Here is a 19,087-nt window from a genome sequence, read left to right as displayed (position 1 = left end):
TTTTAGGTTTTGGCCATTAGCTTTTAGCTTTTGGCAAATGCAGCGGATGGTCTTTGCTGCATTTGCCAAAAGCTAAAAGCTAATGGCTAAAACCTAAAACCCAACAGCTCCCGGTTAAATGGGGAATTCTTTTTCTTGGTAAAAAGCCCATTTTAGTTACATTTGCGAGCTATAAAATTGTAGTGATTTCATGGTTTTGAGATAGGGGAATTTTGTTGTGGCAGTGGGTCCATTGCGATAATATTATCCGGAAAATCTTGAAATCAAAAGATCCCAAAAATGTATTGATTTATGAATCCGAAACACATTGCGCTTATTTCATCGGAGTTAGGTATTTCCGGCAAGCAGGCAGAAAATACCATGGCTCTGTTATCTGAAGGATCTACGGTACCTTTTATCAGTCGTTACCGTAAAGAGGTAACGGGTAGTTTAGATGAGGTGCAGATAGGCCGTATTGAAGACTTGCAGAAGCGTTACAAGGAGGTGGATGATCGCCGCGAATTTATTATCAAAACGATTACGGAGCAGGAGAAAATGACACCTGAGTTGCTTGCTAAAATAGAGCAAACCTGGGTACTGGCGGAATTGGAAGACATCTATCTTCCTTACAAGCCTAAGCGTAAAACCCGTGCTACCGTGGCTATTGAGAAAGGTCTGGAACCGCTGGCGAAGCTGTTGTTTGAACAACAGGATACAGATACTTCCAGTGCGGAAACATTTATCAATGAGCAGGTAGCTACATCAGAAGAAGCGTTGAAAGGTGCGCGTGATATCATTGCAGAGTGGATCAATGAAAACGCGGAGTGCCGTGATAAGTTGCGTAAATTATTTACCAATACCGGCAAGCTTACTTCTAAAGTAGTAGAAGGAAAAGAAGCAGAAGGCGATAAATATAAAGACTATTTCGAGTTCTCTGAAGACCTGCGTGAGGTGCCTTCTCACCGTGTGCTGGCGATATTACGTGCAGAGCATGAAGGGATTTTATTCAGTTCTATAGCACCTGTAGAAGAAGATGCTACAGCGCTGATCAATAAACAATTTGTAACAGGCAAAGGCAAAGCGGCTGAGCAGGTAACCAAGGCAGCAGCAGATGCTTACAAGCGTTTACTGCGTCCTTCCCTGGAGAACGAGTTCAGGGCGGTAGCGAAAGAAAAGGCAGATGCGGAAGCCATTGAGGTATTTGCAGAAAACCTGCGTCAGTTGTTGCTGGCAGCACCACTGGGACCTAAAGGCGTGATTGCTATTGACCCGGGATACAGAACCGGTTGTAAAATAGTAGCATTGGATAACCAGGGTAATATGCTGGCCAATGATGTTATTTATCCGCTGGAAAAAAATTACAAGAGAGATGATGCAGAAGCTTTACTGAAGAAGTGGGCGGATAAATATGAAACAGAAGCTATTGCCGTAGGTAATGGTACAGCAGGTCGTGAAACCGAGGAGTTTGTGAAGAAGCTGGACTTTGGCAGGAAGATCAATGTGTTTATGGTGAATGAAAGCGGGGCCTCCGTTTATTCCGCATCAGAAGTGGCGCGTGAAGAATTCCCTGATCATGATGTTACTGTTCGTGGTGCGATCTCTATCGGACGTCGTTTGATAGATCCGCTGGCGGAGCTGGTGAAAATAGATCCGAAGGCAATTGGCGTAGGACAATACCAGCATGATGTGAGCCAGTCTTCCCTGAAGCAGAGCCTGGACCGTGTAGTGGTAAGCTGTGTAAACAACGTAGGTGTAAACCTGAATACTGCCTCGAAACATTTGCTGGCCTATATTTCGGGTCTGGGGCCATCCCTGGCGGAAAACATTGTAAAATACCGCAAAGAAAACGGCGCTTTCAGCAACCGTATGCAGTTGAAGAAAGTGCATCGTTTGGGTGATAAAGCATTTGAACAGTGCGCGGGCTTCCTTCGTATTGAAAATGGTGATAACCCACTGGATAATTCTGCGGTACATCCGGAGCGTTATGATCTGATTAAGGAAATGGCCGAGAAGCAACATTGCACAGTGCCTGATCTGATTGGCAAAGAAGAGCTGCGTAAGCTGATCAATGCCAAAGATTATGTGAGTCCGGAAGTGGGGATTCTTACACTGGAAGATATCCTGAAAGAGCTGGCCAAACCGAGTCGTGATCCCCGTGATGAGATTTCTATATTTGAATATGCGGAAGGCATCCACAAAATGGAGGATGTAAAACCAGGTATGGTATTACCAGGTGTGGTAACGAACATTACAGCATTTGGCGCCTTTGTGGATATAGGTGTTAAACAGGATGGGCTGGTGCATATTTCTCATCTCTCCAATAAATTTATCAGCAACCCGAATGAGGCAGTAAAGCTGAATCAAAAGGTACAGGTAACGGTGTTGGAAATAGATGTAGCCCGTAAGCGTATTTCATTATCTATGAAAGATAATGAGAAAGGCGGTGGCGGTGGCCAGCAGCAACAGCAGGGTCCACGCAAAGCCGAGCCTCGCAAGGAAGTGCGTAAGGATAAACCAGCAGCGAAAGAAGCGCCACTGAATGATTTTCAGGCTAAGCTGGCAGCGCTGAAGAATAAGTTTGATAACTAATTACTGATAGCTTACTATAAACAAAGAAGCCTATACATTACATGTATAGGCTTCTTTGTTTATAGTAAGATCTAAAAGAGGTCATCGTTMAAATTTCTGCATCCATTGCAGAAATTTCTCCGGGTAGTCGGTATCTCCTTTTTCGCTGAAGAGCATGAGGCTCCTGTTGACAGTAAAGCCGACATAGATAATATCCCGATCCAGGTCTATAGCGATAACAGCTTCATCATACCCGGATTTACCGGGCATATAGCCCTCATTAAAGAGGATTTTGTTTTCCACTTCTATGGGTGGTGAGACTTTAAACCGTTCGAAGAAGGACTTTTTAGCTTTGCCGACCAGGGCTTCGAACCGGCTTTTCAATGGTTCTTTTTCGAAAAGACCACTTTCCAAGGCGTATTTACCATCGAAGCTGAGAAAGCCATTCCAGGATGCCACCAGGTCTGTTTGAATGGTATCTCCGCCGGCGATCATGGTATCAGTTGGGGGGAAATTAGTCTGATCTGCCAATACAACCGCCCTTACCTCTTGTGCCGGGCCATTACAGGCAATAGCAAGGAATGTGAATGATAATAGTGATGCAACAGGAATCCGTTTCGCACTCATGGTTAAATTTTTATTTTTTGATAGTAACGGGGCTCACAAAAGCTGGCGGGCACCACTTTCCCGCAGCTACAGCATGATGAATTTATCAGTGGAAGGTTAACAAGTCAGATAATAAAAAAGTTTAATGGTTTTCAATAAAAATCTATGCTATTTTCCTTTGAATATGGGTGTTCTTTTTTCCATAAATGCCTGCATGCCTTCCTTCTGATCTTCAGATGCAAAGAGAAGATAAAAATTTTTACGCTCAAAATGTAATCCTTCTTCCAGTGAGGTATCAAAAGCTTTTAAAACTGCTTCTTTTGCCATTTTAAGGGCCATAGGACTCATTGCGGCAGTTTCCCTGGCTAACTTCACCGCTTCCTGCAAAAAGAGTTCTACGGGCACTATACGGTTTATCAAGCCAGCCTGCAGGGCTTCCTGTGCGGTAATAAAACGGCCGGTCAGCACCATTTCCATGGCGAGGGCTTTTCCTACTGCGCGGGTAAGCCGTTGGGTACCACCGGCACCGGGCATAACGCCCAGCTTTATTTCCGGTTGCCCGAAGCGGGCCGTTTCGCTGGCCACAATCATATCGCACAGCATCATGAGTTCACAGCCGCCGCCGAGGGCAAATCCACTCACCGCGGCGATGATAGGTTTCTTTGTTTTTTTGATCGCATCCCAGGTGCTGAACTGGTCGATATTATACATATCTATAGCCGTTTTATCGGCCATCTGTTTAATATCCGCTCCTGCTGCGAAAGCTTTTTCGTTGCCACTGAGTACAATCACCCTCACTTCTTCATCCGCATCCAGCATTTTCAAGGCATCTCTCAACTCCCCCATGAGTTGCAGGTTGAGTGCATTCAGTTCTTTGGGGCGATTTAATTGTATGTGGGCTACATAAGGCGCCACTTGTTGGTGTATGATGATGTATTCCGGCTGCATAATTAAAGTTAAAGAAATATCATAAACATCAGTAACACGTATCCGATGAAGACCAGTGCAATAGCGAAAAAATAGGCTATGAACAGGAAAACGGCTTTAAGCAGGGACTTGCCGATGGACTGTTTATAGTTATTGCGAAGCGCCAGCACGAGGTAGCCGAAAAAGGACCACCAGGCTATGTTGACAAAGGTATCGCTATCGAAAATGTGGGTCAGGATAACGCCCAGGAGCCCAACGATAAAGGCAAATGAATGGAGGTGGATGGCAAAGATGGCATGATCTGCATACAACCATTTCTTTTTGTCGTAGATCCATCTCATGAACAGGGCGAAGAGAGGCAGCAGCACAAACATCATTTTAGGAATGTTGTGGGCGAACATCTCTACCATGGCCTTTTTAGTATCGTTACCATACCTTTCCTTAATACTGATGAGTCGTCTGTAGGCCAACCGTTTTGCACCATGATAGCGGAGCGAATCGGGCAGGGTCAGTTGCAGGGAATCAAATTGATCTACTGAATGGATATTATCCAGGTTATCGGACATTTCGATCACATCCTTCCCTACTGAAGAGGAATCCTCTTCCAGGGCCTTTCTGAGCGCATCTGTGCCGGTAAATGTTTTAAGGCTGTCTTTGCGGCTTCCCGCCTGCGCTTCAACGAGGGAACTCCCTTTCTTCTTATGCTCGCCTTCATCCCCATGATACAGGGCAAATACCCCGAAAAAGAACACAAAAGAGACAAATACGTACAGCTTAATCGGATTAACATAGCGCACCCTTTTGCCAGCCATATACTCCCTGGAAAGGAATCCGGGCCGGAACAAGAGGTATTTAAGGGTAGTAAAGAACTGGGAATCGTAGTGAAAAACGTCTGCCACAAAGTGTTTAACGAGGTGGCTGAAGGTTTCGTGTTGCACCGTATTTTCTTGTCCGCAGTGGGTACAAAAGCGCTCAGGTACTTCCGTACCACAGTTGAGACAGTGTTGATCCTTACGTAAGGGTTGTGTTTTCAAGCGGTTTAGATGGGTTGTTGTTGCAAAAAGAATACAAGATAAAAAAGAAATTACGAATTATTCTCCGGAACCGTTCAGTTAAAAAATTTTAATATGATTTTTGCGTTTTACCTTTGTCACAATTAAAAATCAGCGATTTTTACGTTCATGAAGAAAACGATTCTACTGGCACTTGGGATGCTGGCATTTGCAGGCAGGGGGTTTAGTCAATATTACTTCCAGGACATTTACAACACGCAACAGACCGTGGCTACCATGGCGCTGTTGAAAGACAACAAGGTAAAGACCCAGAAGGTGCAAACCCTGGATGCTAACCTGGAAGCAGACCCTGACTTCCGTTGCGAGCGTAATTTAAGTCCTACTTACCACCAGATGAGGGCACAGACACAGTCCAGTTCTACCGGTTATTCTGCGATGACTTCCTCCTTTTCCAGCAAAGGACAGCTTACAAAGACGGTAGACAGCTCTTCTGCCAGTGTGACCACCACGTTATACCGTTATGCCAGTGATGGGCAACTGCAATATATCAGCAGCACCTCTATCGCGCTGCAGAGCAAGATCCGTTTTGATGAAACGAGGAGTTACAGTTATGATGCGGCAGGCCATCTGCAGCAGATGATACAGAAGAAAGGAAACGGCAGTGATTCTACCGTTATTGCATTTAAAACAGACAGCAGTGGGCATGTTACAGAGGAACTGGATAAGCGTCAGGGTAAACGTACGTATTATAATTACGACAAAGCAGGTCATCTGACAGATGTATACCGTTATCAGCCGGCGAAGAAACGTATGCTGCCCGATTATATTTTTGAATATAATGCACAGGGAAAACTGATAAAGATGACTACCGTCAACGCACAAACGTCGTCGTATACGATCTGGGCATATGAGTATCAGGCGGATGGATTACCACTAAAGGAAACCTGCTATGGCAAAGGGCGGGAGATGTTAGGTATGGTGAAATACAGCTATGATCTGAATCCTTAGATACAGTTAAAAAAAAAGAGATTCGTAAAATATTTTAATTCAGGGAGAAAAAAATTTTGCAACTTCAAAAAGATTCCTATCTTTGCAATCCCAACGAAAAAAGCCCACAGGCTGAAACGTTGTAAAGTTCTTAATTTCAAGCGAAAGTAGCTCATTTGGTAGAGCACGACCTTGCCAAGGTCGGGGTGGCCGGTTCGAGCCCGGTCTTTCGCTCTGATTATTCCCTACACTCCCTGGTGGTGGAATTGGTAGACACGCGGGACTTAAAATCCCGTTCGCAGCAATGCGAGTGACGGTTCAACTCCGTTCCGGGGAACAAGAAAAGGCATCGATGAAAATCGGTGCCTTTTTTGTTTGTAATAGAATCACTATATTCAATTCATTAAATATCTGACTTTATTTAACCATTCTTTGCATCACGGCTGTTTTGGAGGAATTTCATCTTCGTTGCCTCTAAATATTCTTTTAAGATATAGTGCATTAAAAACACCCTTCATTATAGTCAACATTACCTCTTCATTATGGTGACGCTGCCGATCCTATGCCTAGGACCCGCTATGTACCTATAGTAGCCCTGCAGCAAAGGTGGACTTGAGGTGGACTTGATGCGGGGATGACTTCCGGATTTAAAAAGATAGACGGTGACCCAAACCGGCCATAGCAGGGCTTCTTCAATACCAGGCGCTAGCTGCGACTATTCAAAGGCTCTTTTTACAGTGAAGCACGGTTGCAGTAACCCTATATATCCTGGAATAGCATAAGGAATTACTAATTTCTCCCCCTAATTAAATGAATATCTCCCCCTCCTCCCAATCAGATTCACACGATATTCACAGCGTAAACCCAAATGATATCTACGCGTAGTATCCTATTATTCACGTTAAAAATTCCGTTTTATGAAAACTAGTATGAAAATCTTATTCGCCCTGGCCAGCCCCATCCTCCTATCCTGCCAGAAACAAGCGGCTCCAGGTCAACTCAATGCCGCCAAAAAGGAGGCATTGGTAAAAACACAATCGGCCGCTATAGCAGCAGAGACATGGGAAACGGTGCTGGACAACAGTTCTTTTGACAGTTACACCGCATTTGAAAGCGCCTGGAATTACCTGTATCCCTGGGGCTCAGACCATAACGGCACCGCACGTATGTATGGTAGTACTTCCGATCATAATCACATTTACCTGAATAGCGGCACGCTTACGATCAAAGCAGCCCGTATCAACTGGAATGAAGGCAACAGCTCCAGCGATCCTTATCTTCCTATTCGTTATCACAGCGGTGCGGTGCATGCTAAAGCACAGGTACTGATAAATGATCAGTTTCCTAACTGGGAAGTAAAAGGTGATTTCCAGGCGCCCTCGGTAGGTGGCTCCTGGCCAGCATTCTGGCTAACTGCGGTAAACAGCTGGCCTCCCGAAAGTGATATCCTTGAGTTCAAAGGCAATGCTACCAACTGGCAGAATACCTTCAGAACCCCTCAAGATGTTTCCAGCATCTTAACGAATGTTTCCTCCCCCGGCAACTGGCACAACTATCGCGTCTGGATTACGAAAGTAAGTGCTACCGATGTGAACATTCACTATTACATCGATGGTAACTGGACAGGTATGCACGTTGCGAACTTTGTTGGTAAACCCATGTATATCATCATTAACCTGCAGATGGAAGGCTCCAGTGGCGGTAATGGTCCTGCCGGAGATACCTATTACAGCGCTAAAAATATTTATGTAGGCCGTACGAGGGCCTGGTAAAAAAGGCACAAACAGAAGAGGCATCGTTTTCAAACGATACCTCTTCTGTTTCTCAGCGGCTAATTATTTCGATCTCCCTCTGCGCATCGGCTTTTCACCCGCATTCATCTCTTTCTTCTCCTCCTCATTATCGGAGCGTACTTTTCCAAACTTCCAGCCGATGGATACGGAGAAAGAACGGTTATAATACCATGATGCGGTATTGCTGCTGAAGGAAGGTGCGATAGCAGTACTACGCTGTATAAATGTATGCTGGAAAGGATTATTGATACTTAATGCGATGCTTACTTTCTTATTATAACATTCTTTAAGGGCTGAAAAGTGATAAGTATAATTTGCTGAAGTGCTGCCCTGCAGCGTTACATATCCATTACTGTAATCACCGGAAAATTGAATGGTAAAATCTTTTGGCAACTCATAGGAACTGTTTATGCTTACTGCATAAAGATTGGCTTCATTTCCCATATTAAGTACTTTGCTTTTATACCACACGTGGTAAAATTCAGCATCACCAGACAGCGTCCAAGCACTATTTATCTGGAAGCTGGAATAGATGTTGCCTCCTAAGCGCTTATTAGAAGCTATGTTTTGCGGAGCCGTTCGTGATACGCCCAGGCTGTCCACCGTTCTCAGCGACTCAATAGCATTGCTGTTGGTCTGGAAATAGATACTTGAATTCACACTTAAGCCTGATGGCGCATTATAATTATGTGCCAGTTCAAACATCCGGTTCACTTCAGGTTTTAACTCCGGGTTACCGGCGCTCAGGTTGCGGGGATCACTCGCATTGATGTAGGGATTTAGGTCCCAGATAAACGGTCTTCGGATTCGTTCGGTAAAGCTCAGCTTCCAGTCGTGGATCTCGTTGATTTTTTTGTTGATCATGATGCTGGAAACAACGTTATTAAACTCGCTTCTGAAAGAGGGTTGTGTACTTCTGAAATCGCCACCCTGCCGGGTATTTTCGTAACGTGTACCTAATCTGAATGCCCAGTTTTTCGTGGTTTTAATACTGAGGTTCAGATAAGCGGCGGCGATATCCTGAAAATAAGACATCGCATTGGCGCGATCTGGGTCTTCCTCCAGCTGTTCACTTCCCGGCGTATGCCGGTTGTTAAAAACAGTGAAGCTACTGCTGGAACTATTTTTACTATAGCGCCCCCCCATCTCCAGCAGGTTCCTGCCAGCATGATCCAGTGGCTGCGCATAATCTGCCTGGAGACTAAAATCCCTGCTGTGCCCCGTATTGGGACTTTGTTCCCGAAAATAAGTCTTGCCGGCAAGACTGGACTGATCTGTCAGATAATTTGAATACTCACCAGATAGGCTATACTGGCTTATCAACTGAAGTTCCTGCCCGGGATGTTTAAATTTTTTCTGATAATTCAATGAAAATTCGGTGAAGTTGATTTTCGTGTCCTGACGGCTGATCTGGTTATACTCACTGACGCCCTGCTTGTCCCTGTATGAATTATACCCCTCACTTGCCATAGGCCATTTAGCTTTCCAATGGGATATACTGACGCCCATTTTCTGCGAGGAATCCAAACGGTATTCTATTGCCAGTTCTCCAAAGCCGCCCCTGTCTTTTTGTGTTTCATCATTTCTCTGGAACAGGCTTCCAATGGGCACACCACCCGACAATCCGGCTCTATTCAACTCAGCAACAGTACGTGATTTTTCCAGGCTCCCCTCCAGGTTAAGGTTAATACTAAATTTACCCCTGTTCATATTCCCGTTACCGTTAACAGAATGCGCCAGGTTTCCGGCACTTAAGTCGATGCTTCCACCAGTGCCTTTCATTTTCTTCTTAGTGGTAATATTAATCACACCAGCGGCTCCTTCGGCTTCATATTTTGCGGAAGGTGAAGTGATCACTTCCACAGATTCAATGGAGCTGGCAGGTATCATCTTTAGTGCCTCCTTCAGGTTCCTTGCAAGTATCCCCGATGGAACACCATTTAACAATACTTTGATGTTTCCATTCCCTCTCAGCTTTACCTCACCATCAGCGCTGATAGTGATCATGGGCGCTTTACGCAGTACATCAGCAGCGGAGCCGGATTTGTTGCTGATATCCAATGCAGCATTATAAATCAGCTTATCTCCCCTGCTCTGTATCAGTGGCTTCTTTCCGTTTACGATTACCTCATTGAGTACGCCTGTTTTCGCCACTAAACCAATAAGCCCGAAATTTACAGGACCAGCAGCCGGAGAAATTTTTGAAGACCAGGCATGATACCCCATATAAGAAATGTGCAACATCAGGTCGGTGCTTTCGGGTACTTTCAATAAGAAACTACCGTTCGTACCAGTTAAAACAGATTGTACGGCCCTGTTATCCGTTTTTGTTACCACCACCGTGGCGAGTTCTATGGGAGCTTTTGTAGACGAGTCTACCAATATCCCCCTGATGATGATTGTTTTCAAATCAGTCTGCCCATAGGTGTTCTTTATAATGAGCAGCAGTATAGGTAAGCATATGATCCGGAAGATTTTAAATATTGACATCTCAGCTAATAAATTGGATGAATAAACGATCCGCAAATAAAGGCCGGCAGGGCGTCGTATTAAAATTTAAATGAGCATCTGCTATGATTAAATGACCAAATACGTTGGTCATCGGATTTATTCAAAATGAGCAAATCTGCTGATGAACATCGTTCGTCATTAATTCTTGCCCACCGCACAGAAAAGTTGTTTCTTTAACGGTCTTAAATGAAATAGTGATGAACGTTGTTGAAAAAGATAGGTGGTACCATAAGAATACCTTCATCGAAATGGTATTTTTCCTATCCATGTATGTATTAACCATGTTGCATGAAATGATGCGGATAGATAGCTTGCTTGCCTTTAGCCAGGGGCTGGTCTTCTTCCTGATCCTCTATGCCCAGGCACAATTTCACCGCTTTTTTATATTCCCGTTGTTCCTGGAAAAGAAGTATCTACGGTATGCGCTGTTAAGTATGCTTTCCACACTATTGGGCGCCGTCATCCTGTTTTTGCCCGATTATTACTGGATAGACCCTGAATACTATCAGAATGGTGATAATGTTCTGGCGATCGTTGACAATTTTGCGTTGTGTATTATCAGCACTATGACTATCATGTCTTTTTTCCTGATCCGTCAGTATTCTATGGAATTGAAAAAGAGAAATGATGCCCAGTTGTTGCTTAGTGAGGTGAATATTAAGTTCCTTCATGCACAGATGAATCCTCACTTTTTTTTCAACACCTTCAATAATTTGTATGGGGTGAGTCTTACTGAACCCCAACGCGTTCCGGAGCTGATTCTTAAGTTATCTAACCTGATGCGTTACCAGCTGGAAAACGGAAAGAAAACCAACGTCAGCATATGTGAGGAAATCAATTTTATTGACAACTACATCATCATGGAAAAAGAGCGGATTGGCAAACGATGCGAGATATCTTTCGAAGTCCCTACCCTACCTGAATCTATGTGTCAGTGCCAGATTGCGCCAATGATTCTTATCACGTTAGTTGAAAACGCTTTTAAGCATAGTCTTACGATCGTAAACAAATGGTTTGTGCGTATTAATATAGAAGTGGTTAACACTACTTTAAAGATGCGTATTGTAAATTCCATTGCGGATGAATCGCTCAAAAGCTACTCATCAGGTATTGGCTTGCAGAATATCATTGAGCGAATGGAATTGCTATATAAAGGACGATATCATTTTGAAACTGCTTCCACTCCACAGGAATATCAAACCACCCTCACGCTGAAATTAAATACTTACTGAGATGACCAAACCACTAAACTGTATCGTCATAGACGATGAAGAGGGCGCACACCTGGTATTGGGGCATTACCTGAAATCCTTTAGCAGTCTACATCTCAGTGCATCTTTCTATAATGCTATTGAGGCGATGGAATATATCCATGAAAAACCCGTTGACCTGGTGTTCCTTGATATCAATATGCCCGGCGTATCAGGAATGGACATGCTGGAAGCGATGTCTGATCCACCACTGGTAGTACTTACCACAGCTTACAGCGAATATGCCCTGCAGAGTTACAAATACCAGGTGGTAGATTACCTGGTTAAACCCTTTGATCTGCCACAGTTCACGGCGGCTATCCACAAGGTATTTAAGCGCTACAGACCAGCTTCTCCTGTGCGGCAGGAAACATCTGCGGAAATCCTTCCGGCTCCGTTTCTAATGTTGAAAGTTGATGGTGAGGTGATCAAAGTGCAGATGAGCAGCATTACACATGTACAAAGCTGGGGCAATTATGTAAAAGTTCATACCCCTGAACAGGTTTATTTAAGCCCGGTTACTACTACTGAAATTGAACAGAAGCTGGAAAAGATGGGATTTAAACGTATTCATAAGTCATATATCATTGCCTTGAACCACATTCAAAAGGTTACCTATGGGGAACTTCACCTGGACAACGGCATCATCTTACCGATTGGTAATACTTACCGCAGGGATTTGATGGAATATTTCCGGTAGCTGATCAGTTAAAACTATTTCTGAATTCCAAAGGCGAAAGGCTGGTCTTCATTTTAAATAGTTTGCTGAACGACTGTGAATGTTCAAAGCCTAACTCATAAGCGATTTCACTTACAGACAAGTCCGTAGTCGATAACTTCTCTTTAGCTTTTTCAATCAGCTTTTCATGTATATGTTGCTGGGTACTCTGACCTGTTAAGGTTTTAAGCAATCCGCTTAAATAACCGGGAGATACGTTTAATGTTTCGGCCACATAGGTTACCGTAGGCAATCCTTTTTTTATTAAATCATCGCTGTTAAACCAGGCTGTCAGTATATCTTCCAGCCTATCCAGGATTTTATGGTTACTTATTTTCCTGGTCAAAAACTGGCGATGGTAAAATCGTTCTGCATAAGTAAGCAATACTTCCAGTTGTGCAATAATAAGATCCTGGCTAAATTTGTCGATGTTAGCCCGGTACTCCTGTTCGATATTTTGCAGGATGCCCACCAGCGTTGCTTCTTCTTTTTCGGAAAGAAACAAGGCTTCATGCACGGAGTAATCAAAGTATTCGTATTCCTTTATTTTCTTTGCCAGCGGGGTATTCCAGAGGAAGTCGGGATGGATGTATAGTATCCATCCCGAATGTTTCAATTCTTCTTCTACTTTGTTGATTTCAATGCTAAAAACCTGGCCTGGTGCAACAAAGGTCATAATGCCTTCATCAAAATCATATGCCTGCTGTCCGTATTTCATTTTTCCATTGAAATTTCTTTTCAATGCAATGCAATAAAAATCCAATAGCAGATTGAATGGTTCATTGTGGTTCAACTGTTTGATTGATTCGACGTTGATCACACTGATCAGCGGATGTTCCGGCTTGGGGAGATCCCTGAAGTCGTGAAATTCGCTGATTGTCTTAAACCGGTGTGGTGCAGTGCTGGCCATATCGCAAATTTATCACTTTTGATTAAAGGCTACCGCAAATTCCTTTGCAAAATCCGTCATCTTTACCTTCCCCATCACCGCTGGTTTGTTGCGGTCATAATCTTCTGCCAACAAGCCGCTATGAAGACTTCCGTACATTTCAACCAAACCCGCCACAATACGTGGTTGCATGCCTATCGCTTCCAGGCCGTTTTTCGTTTCTTCATCGGAAATCACTACCCATTTTAAATCCGGCTTCCCGATGGCTGCGCCTAAGATGCCGGCTACTTCGTTTCCTGTAAGGTCTTCACTGGCCACATAGCGCACCTTTCTACCGGTAAATGGTGTTTCGAGTTCCTCTGCTACGGCAGCCGCAATATCGATAGGAGAAACCCATGGCACTTTGTTGTCTCCGCCATAATTCGCCGAGATAACGCCTGTGTTTTTTATCATATCTACATAGCCATACAGATTATAGTAGAAAGATGTAGGGCGCATATGCGTAATGGCAACATCTAGCGATAATCCGTTAAGGAGATGCTCTACATCATGAGCACCGATCAATATCCCTGATTTCTTCTCTAAATGGGCGCCAATGGTGCTAAGATTAACGATTCTTTTTACACCTGATGTTTCAATAGCCCTGGCATAGTTATGACCAAGTCCCCGGTAATACGACAGCAGGTCAAAACTATGATCGAAGTAACTGACTGGCGGAACCATACTATACACCGCATCGGCCCCTGTAAAAGTGGTGGTAAGGAAATCAACATCTTCCAGTGAACCAATGGCGGCGGTTGCTCCTAATGATTCAATTTCTTTTTGCTTTTCGGACTTGCTGCTGATAACCGTAATTGCATGTCCTTTTTGTACTAACGCTACAGTGAGCGGTTTGCTGATATGTCCTAATGAACCTGTTACTATAATTTTCATTTTCGTGTTTGTTTATGTTGCAAAGTTCTGCCGCAAAAAACAAACACGTGTAGCCGGATCTGCGCTTGTTGTAGTCGAATATGAGGTATCTATCCCAAAACCGATGCACCACATCAGCAACTATACAAAATGCGTCTCTAAAAACTACTAGCGGCTTCTAAAAAATGGTTCAAACATGCTATCTATCTGAAACCAGGTTAACCCTGCGTCCTTCAGGCGTGTGGCCTGCTCCGCAGCCAGCTTCCTACCATCCGCCTTGTCAAACGCCCAGGCATTGACAACGCCTATAGCTAAAATGTTATTATCTTTTGCCCATGCAGCATCAGCGGCTGAGATATCTCCTGAAAACAAGTAATAGTTAGTGGCAGCGTAACCTGGTTGCTTCATATTTGCCTCCAACTGTTGCCGGGTGCAACTCAACTTGATTTTCCCGGTAAAAAAAGAAGTGGATTCATCTGTTCCGATCATCAGTGCATGATCGTAGAGATCATACTTTTTAAGCAAAAATATCATCTTATCAAAAGCATCAGGATTATATCCCGGAATTTTGAGATCAATCATGATCTGCAAATGCCCCTGGGCCTGTTTCAACACTTCCTCCAACGGCATGATGCGATACCCGTTTTTATTCTTTAAAGCAAATAACTCTCTCCAGGTAAGTGCCGACAAGGGTTTATCTATGCCAAAAGTTCGTTTAAGATTGGCATCATGATGGGTCACCAGGATACCATCGCTGGTCAGTCGTACGTCAATCTCTATCATATCATACCCACGCCTGATAGCCTCCTGCAGCGCCTCCATGCTGTTTTCTCCACGCAGACTATCTACCACACCACCACGATGTGCGATCAGTTTATATCCCTGACTGTAGCCTGAAAAGCTCAGCAAGAGCATTGTAAACAAAAATATAGCTCCTTTAAAATTCATCATAATGTTTGTAATTTACCTGGTGGATAACCAGATAAAAATAAGATCTTTAAAGTTTAAGGTTCATTATCAATTTGTAATTTTTTGTTATAAAAAGTGACTCTTCTTCTCCTTCATTAAAAAATAAAACATATGCCTCATTTTGTAATAGAATTATCAAAAAACATTTTAGAACAGCAGCCGGCGGATGTAATCATGGATACTGTTTACGATGCGGCCGTATCTACCGGATTGTTTGCAGAGAATGATGTCAAGGTGCGGATTAACTGTTATGAACATTATAAATTAGGAGAAGGCAAGCATAGTTTCCTGCACATTTTCGCGAGCATTATGGGAGGCCGGACCACTGAGCAAAAAGCAGCTCTTTCCAAAGTAGTCATACAAAAATTAGCGCCGCTATTCACAGATATTTCCTTCCTGTCGATGAACGTCAGTGACTTTGACCCTGCTACCTATTGTAACAAGTCGTTGATCCATCCACTCAATACGGATGGGAACCGGCACTTCTAAAAAGATTTTACGGTAAAAAAATATAGCCCGCAAGGTTAATACACCTGCGGGCTATATGATAGTATGGCTGTTTGTACGGCTGGCTAGAATATGAAACGCAAGCCCAACTGTGTTTGCCAGCGGCTTAACAAGTCCGGACTGGCAATAAAGGTTTCTTTCTGAGAAGGATCGAACTGGTAAGTGGGCACTCCGTTGGTAACGTTTGTCACAGAAATCGGCTGAAAATATCCTGAGTTGGAGGCATATTTCCGTACGCCCCATTTACTGTTGATCAGGTTACCGAGGTTAACTACATCCAGGCTGATTTGCACCGTCCGGATTTTTTCTCCGCTTTTAAAATAGAAGTCCTGTAGTACCCGCATATCCACCTGGCTGAACCAGGGACTTACCCCTGCATATTTTTCTGTGTACATTCCTCTCCTGCCCCGGAGGTAGTGGTCTTGTTCGATGAATGATTTGTATGCTGCTTTCTGGGCTGCTGCATTCTGCACCACACCATTTACGTCTGTAAGGGGCGCAAACTGCATCTTGTCGATCTCGCTGTTTTTAGGTACATACAACAGGTCGTTGCTGCTGGTACCGTCATTGTTCATATCTCCTCCATATACATAGGCAAAGCGATTACCACTGCTCCAGTTACCGAAAAGGGATATGGTGGTTCCATACTTGCCTTTTCCATAATTGAATTTCTTGCTGGCGGCCACTACGAAGCGATGGGTATTTCCGTAGAGGGAAGGTGTATTTCTTGCTTCGTTGGCATTGTTGAGAATGGGATTTCTGTCAAATGCATCACCACTGATCTCTGCAGAAATGGAGCTTGCATCGCGCGATACCAGGTAATTATAGGCGCCGTATAAAAACAGGTTATTTGTAAATGTCTTTTGCACGGTGAAGCTGGTATTGAACTGGTCTCCTGTTTTCGTATTGGTGAAAACATATGCGTTGACAGCGCCTTTGTCGGTGTCTTTGTAAACACTCCGGGTATCACCGATACCGCTGTTCAGCGATCCGGTAGGTGTACCCAGTTTGTAGTTTCTTACCATCATGGCGTTCACATCTTTCGAGTAGGCTACATCAACGCTGAAAATGGTTCCCCGTCCGGCCCTGATATCGGCGCCGATATTGGTACGCCAGATCTGCGGCCATTTGAAATCGCGGTCAGTAGCACAATAAAATCCGGAAGTAGGATTACCGATCTGGTTACCTATCCATACAAATGGGAAACGACCGGTAAAGAGTCCGGAACCACCTCTGAGCTGTAAACTTTTATCTGCCTTGACGTCCCAGTTGAAACCTATCCTCGGAGAGAATAAAGGTTTGGAAGAAGGCAGCCGGGTATTATCCAGTTGTTTGCCTTGCCCGTTTTTAACCGGTTCGCCGTGTTCATCGAAGAGCACCAGGTCATCATTATTGGGGATGGTGGGAGAAGTCTTTTTTCCATCAGGTGACTGGAAGGAGGAATTCATATACAGCGGAATATCCATCCGGAGGCCGAAGGTCACGCGAAGGTTATCAGTGGCTTTCCATTCATCCTGCAGGTAGGTAGATAGCTGTGCCACAGTGATATAATACCAGTTCCATTTATCAGCCGCTCCTGCCGCTCTGGCACCTGTCACATCAACATCCAGCGGGTATGCACCAAAAACATATTTGCCGCTCACCGGCACGCTGTCTTTGAATACCTGGATATCTGCATCACTGAAGAGGGTGGCACCGTAGCCGGTCAGGTTAAACGAGTTCCCGAATTTGAAAGACTCATAAGATCCTCCCACAGTAATAGTATGTTTGGGAAGGATGATGTTGAAGTTGTCCGTTACCTGGAAGGCGTCCTGATTCAGCCGGTTGTTGATAGAAAATGGCTCATGCCCTGCCACAATGTACATGGTACCATACTTGGTGATATTCAGTACCGGAAAAGGCTCCGAGAAGGGTGTTCTTTTATCCTTGAAAGTAGTGTACACGGCTCTTAGCTTATTGGCATAACGGTTGCCGAAGCTGGATTTCAATTCCGCGCCGAAAGACTGCAGCTTATTTTCAATCTCATAGCCCGAATTCCTGAACTGCAAGGTTTGGTAATCGGGGCCACGGTCGCGGATGGCATTGGGATGGGCAGGCTTTTCTTTCGTTGCCTGCAAGCCATTGTAGGTAAATGACAGGCTGTGATTTTCATTGATCACCCAGTCAAGTTTTGCCAGCCACTTGTAATTCTTTTGCTTCAGATTAAAACCCTGGTAAGGACCGGTTTCATAGCCGAACTTAGTCCGCAGAATATTGCTTACATCTTCCAGGTCTGATTGCAATACGCGGGAAGTGTTATTGTTGTCGCCGTTAGTGGCAGTACGCGCCACATAACTGCTGGCCGCATCTTCCCTTTGTTCCGTTTCAAAATTGGCGAAATAGAAAAGTTTGTTTTTGACGATAGCGCCTCCCACTGCAAAACCTGCCTGCAACTGGGTCAGATCAGGAACGGCGATTTTATTACCATCTACTTTTTTTCCGGTCATGCCCTGGTTGCGATAAAAACCGTAAACGGTACCACCGAAAGTATTGGTACCTGACTTGGTAACGGTATTAACACCGGCGCCGGTAAATCCCGCCTGGGTAACATCATAAGGCGCCAGGTTCACCTGTATCTGGTCGATGGCATCCAGGGAAATAGGCTGTGCACCCGTTTGTCCGCCAGGTGTAGGCGCATCCAATCCGAATGGATTATTGAATACGGCACCATCGAGTGAATAGTTGTTGTATTGCCCGTTACGTCCGGCGAAGGAAGTTCCGTTGATGGTGGACGAAGCGGAGGGCGTCAGTCGCGTGAAATCATCCGCGGAGCGGGAAATAGTCGGCAACTGCCGTAATTGGCGTGAACTGATATTGGAAGAAGCACCTGTGCGCTGGTTGTCGAAAATTTTCGACTGCCCGGTAACGGTGATCCCCGACAAACTACCTGTGCTGACGTCCAGTTGTATGTCTACCGCCCGGTTCTGTCCCAGCTCAAGGAAAATATTATCCTCTGACTTTTCCGCATACCCCACGAAAGTCACCGACACCTTGTAAGGCCCCCCAACGCGAAGATTGGGTACCTGGAACGAACCATTGTTTTGGGTAATAATAATTTTAGTGATGCCGGCTTCCCGAAATTCGATTTTTACGGTGGCGCCGGCGAGTGGCTTGCCTTCCCTGCTTTGGATAGTACCGCTCAGCGTGGCAGTGGTAACCTGGGCGTTAGCAAATACACTTGTGAGCAAACAGAATAAGGTCAGGCATCCAATAAGGACTGGATTTCTCATAGCAGCAGTTGATTTTGGTTGGCTATGAATATATCATTTTTTTTGTTGGTTTTGGGGAGAAATTTTGGGCAAGAGTAGTTGTGGGGAGGATGGAGGGGTTATTTTGCAGATTGTTCTTTGTCCTGATCATTTTGGGTAATGAGAAACGGGGCTAAATCTTTCGATTCAACCCCGTTTATTATTACAAAT

Annotated in this window: 14 protein-coding genes and 2 tRNA genes; 8 read left to right on the top strand and 8 right to left on the bottom strand. The window is 44.4% G+C overall.

Going from position 1 to position 19,087, the window contains the following annotated elements; genetic code table 11:
- The first annotated feature begins 291 nt into the window (after nucleotides 1–291).
- Entirely contained in the window at nucleotides 292–2,568 is a 2,277-nt protein-coding gene (locus AC1DCV_RS27370; RefSeq protein WP_477026168.1) for a Tex family protein, read from the top strand.
- 81 nt (nucleotides 2,569–2,649) lie between these two features.
- Here AC1DCV_RS27370 and AC1DCV_RS27365 read toward each other — a convergent pair whose 3' ends face one another.
- The 3 genes from AC1DCV_RS27365 to AC1DCV_RS27355 all read right to left on the bottom strand — a co-directional run bounded on the left by AC1DCV_RS27365 (nucleotide 2,650) and on the right by AC1DCV_RS27355 (nucleotide 5,114).
- Nucleotides 2,650–3,174 (bottom strand): hypothetical protein, encoded by a 525-nt coding sequence (locus AC1DCV_RS27365; RefSeq protein WP_477026167.1) that lies wholly within the window; start codon nucleotides 3,172–3,174, stop codon nucleotides 2,650–2,652.
- A 147-nt stretch (nucleotides 3,175–3,321) separates the two neighbouring features.
- Nucleotides 3,322–4,101, bottom strand: coding sequence for an enoyl-CoA hydratase-related protein (locus AC1DCV_RS27360; protein ID WP_477026166.1), 780 nt, complete (start codon nucleotides 4,099–4,101; stop codon nucleotides 3,322–3,324).
- Between the two features lie 8 nt (nucleotides 4,102–4,109).
- Nucleotides 4,110–5,114 (bottom strand): DUF3667 domain-containing protein, encoded by a 1,005-nt coding sequence (locus tag AC1DCV_RS27355; RefSeq protein WP_477026165.1) that lies wholly within the window; start codon nucleotides 5,112–5,114, stop codon nucleotides 4,110–4,112.
- Nucleotides 5,115–5,261: 147 nt separating this feature from the next.
- Between AC1DCV_RS27355 and AC1DCV_RS27350 the strand changes: the two genes are divergently transcribed.
- The 4 genes from AC1DCV_RS27350 (at nucleotide 5,262) to AC1DCV_RS27335 (ending at nucleotide 7,852) form a co-directional block, all read left to right on the top strand.
- The gene (locus tag AC1DCV_RS27350) at nucleotides 5,262–6,101 is read left to right on the top strand and encodes a hypothetical protein (protein WP_477026164.1); all 840 of its coding nucleotides are present in this window, start codon (nucleotides 5,262–5,264) and stop codon (nucleotides 6,099–6,101) included.
- Nucleotides 6,102–6,241: 140 nt separating this feature from the next.
- A tRNA-Gly gene (locus AC1DCV_RS27345) sits at nucleotides 6,242–6,314 on the top strand.
- Between the two features lie 17 nt (nucleotides 6,315–6,331).
- A tRNA-Leu gene (locus tag AC1DCV_RS27340) sits at nucleotides 6,332–6,417 on the top strand.
- A gap of 580 nt (nucleotides 6,418–6,997) precedes the next feature.
- Nucleotides 6,998–7,852, top strand: coding sequence for a glycoside hydrolase family 16 protein (locus AC1DCV_RS27335; RefSeq protein WP_477026163.1), 855 nt, complete (start codon nucleotides 6,998–7,000; stop codon nucleotides 7,850–7,852).
- A gap of 63 nt (nucleotides 7,853–7,915) precedes the next feature.
- Here AC1DCV_RS27335 and AC1DCV_RS27330 read toward each other — a convergent pair whose 3' ends face one another.
- A complete protein-coding gene (locus AC1DCV_RS27330) occupies nucleotides 7,916–10,363 on the bottom strand; it encodes a TonB-dependent receptor (RefSeq protein WP_477026162.1) in 2,448 nt (815 codons plus the stop codon).
- A 218-nt stretch (nucleotides 10,364–10,581) separates the two neighbouring features.
- Here AC1DCV_RS27330 and AC1DCV_RS27325 point away from each other — a divergent pair, with 218 nt between their 5' ends.
- Both AC1DCV_RS27325 and AC1DCV_RS27320 read left to right on the top strand, forming a co-directional pair.
- Complete coding sequence (locus AC1DCV_RS27325) at nucleotides 10,582–11,616, top strand: sensor histidine kinase (RefSeq protein ID WP_477026161.1); 1,035 nt, start codon at nucleotides 10,582–10,584, stop codon at nucleotides 11,614–11,616.
- Between the two features lies 1 nt (nucleotide 11,617).
- Nucleotides 11,618–12,334: a LytR/AlgR family response regulator transcription factor gene (locus tag AC1DCV_RS27320; RefSeq protein WP_477026160.1), complete on the top strand. Its 717-nt coding sequence runs from the start codon at nucleotides 11,618–11,620 to the stop codon at nucleotides 12,332–12,334.
- Nucleotides 12,335–12,338: 4 nt separating this feature from the next.
- Here the strand turns inward: AC1DCV_RS27320 and AC1DCV_RS27315 are convergent, their stop codons facing one another.
- The 3 genes from AC1DCV_RS27315 to AC1DCV_RS27305 form a co-directional block, all read right to left on the bottom strand.
- Nucleotides 12,339–13,262: a helix-turn-helix domain-containing protein gene (locus tag AC1DCV_RS27315; protein ID WP_477026159.1), complete on the bottom strand. Its 924-nt coding sequence runs from the start codon at nucleotides 13,260–13,262 to the stop codon at nucleotides 12,339–12,341.
- A gap of 12 nt (nucleotides 13,263–13,274) precedes the next feature.
- Nucleotides 13,275–14,174 (bottom strand): NmrA family NAD(P)-binding protein, encoded by a 900-nt coding sequence (locus AC1DCV_RS27310; protein ID WP_477026158.1) that lies wholly within the window; start codon nucleotides 14,172–14,174, stop codon nucleotides 13,275–13,277.
- A 147-nt stretch (nucleotides 14,175–14,321) separates the two neighbouring features.
- Complete coding sequence (locus AC1DCV_RS27305) at nucleotides 14,322–15,104, bottom strand: glycerophosphodiester phosphodiesterase (RefSeq protein ID WP_477026157.1); 783 nt, start codon at nucleotides 15,102–15,104, stop codon at nucleotides 14,322–14,324.
- Nucleotides 15,105–15,233: 129 nt separating this feature from the next.
- On the opposite strand from AC1DCV_RS27305, the gene AC1DCV_RS27300 reads away from it, so the two are divergent.
- The gene (locus AC1DCV_RS27300; protein ID WP_477026156.1) at nucleotides 15,234–15,611 is read left to right on the top strand and encodes a 5-carboxymethyl-2-hydroxymuconate Delta-isomerase; all 378 of its coding nucleotides are present in this window, start codon (nucleotides 15,234–15,236) and stop codon (nucleotides 15,609–15,611) included.
- Between the two features lie 83 nt (nucleotides 15,612–15,694).
- On the opposite strand, the gene AC1DCV_RS27295 is transcribed toward AC1DCV_RS27300, so the two are convergent.
- A complete protein-coding gene (locus AC1DCV_RS27295) occupies nucleotides 15,695–18,898 on the bottom strand; it encodes a TonB-dependent receptor (protein WP_477026155.1) in 3,204 nt (1,067 codons plus the stop codon).
- Nucleotides 18,899–19,087 lie beyond the last annotated feature (189 nt).

The organism is Chitinophaga sp. 10T418 (genome assembly GCF_056394125.1).
This window is presented reverse-complemented; position numbering and strand designations above follow the sequence as displayed.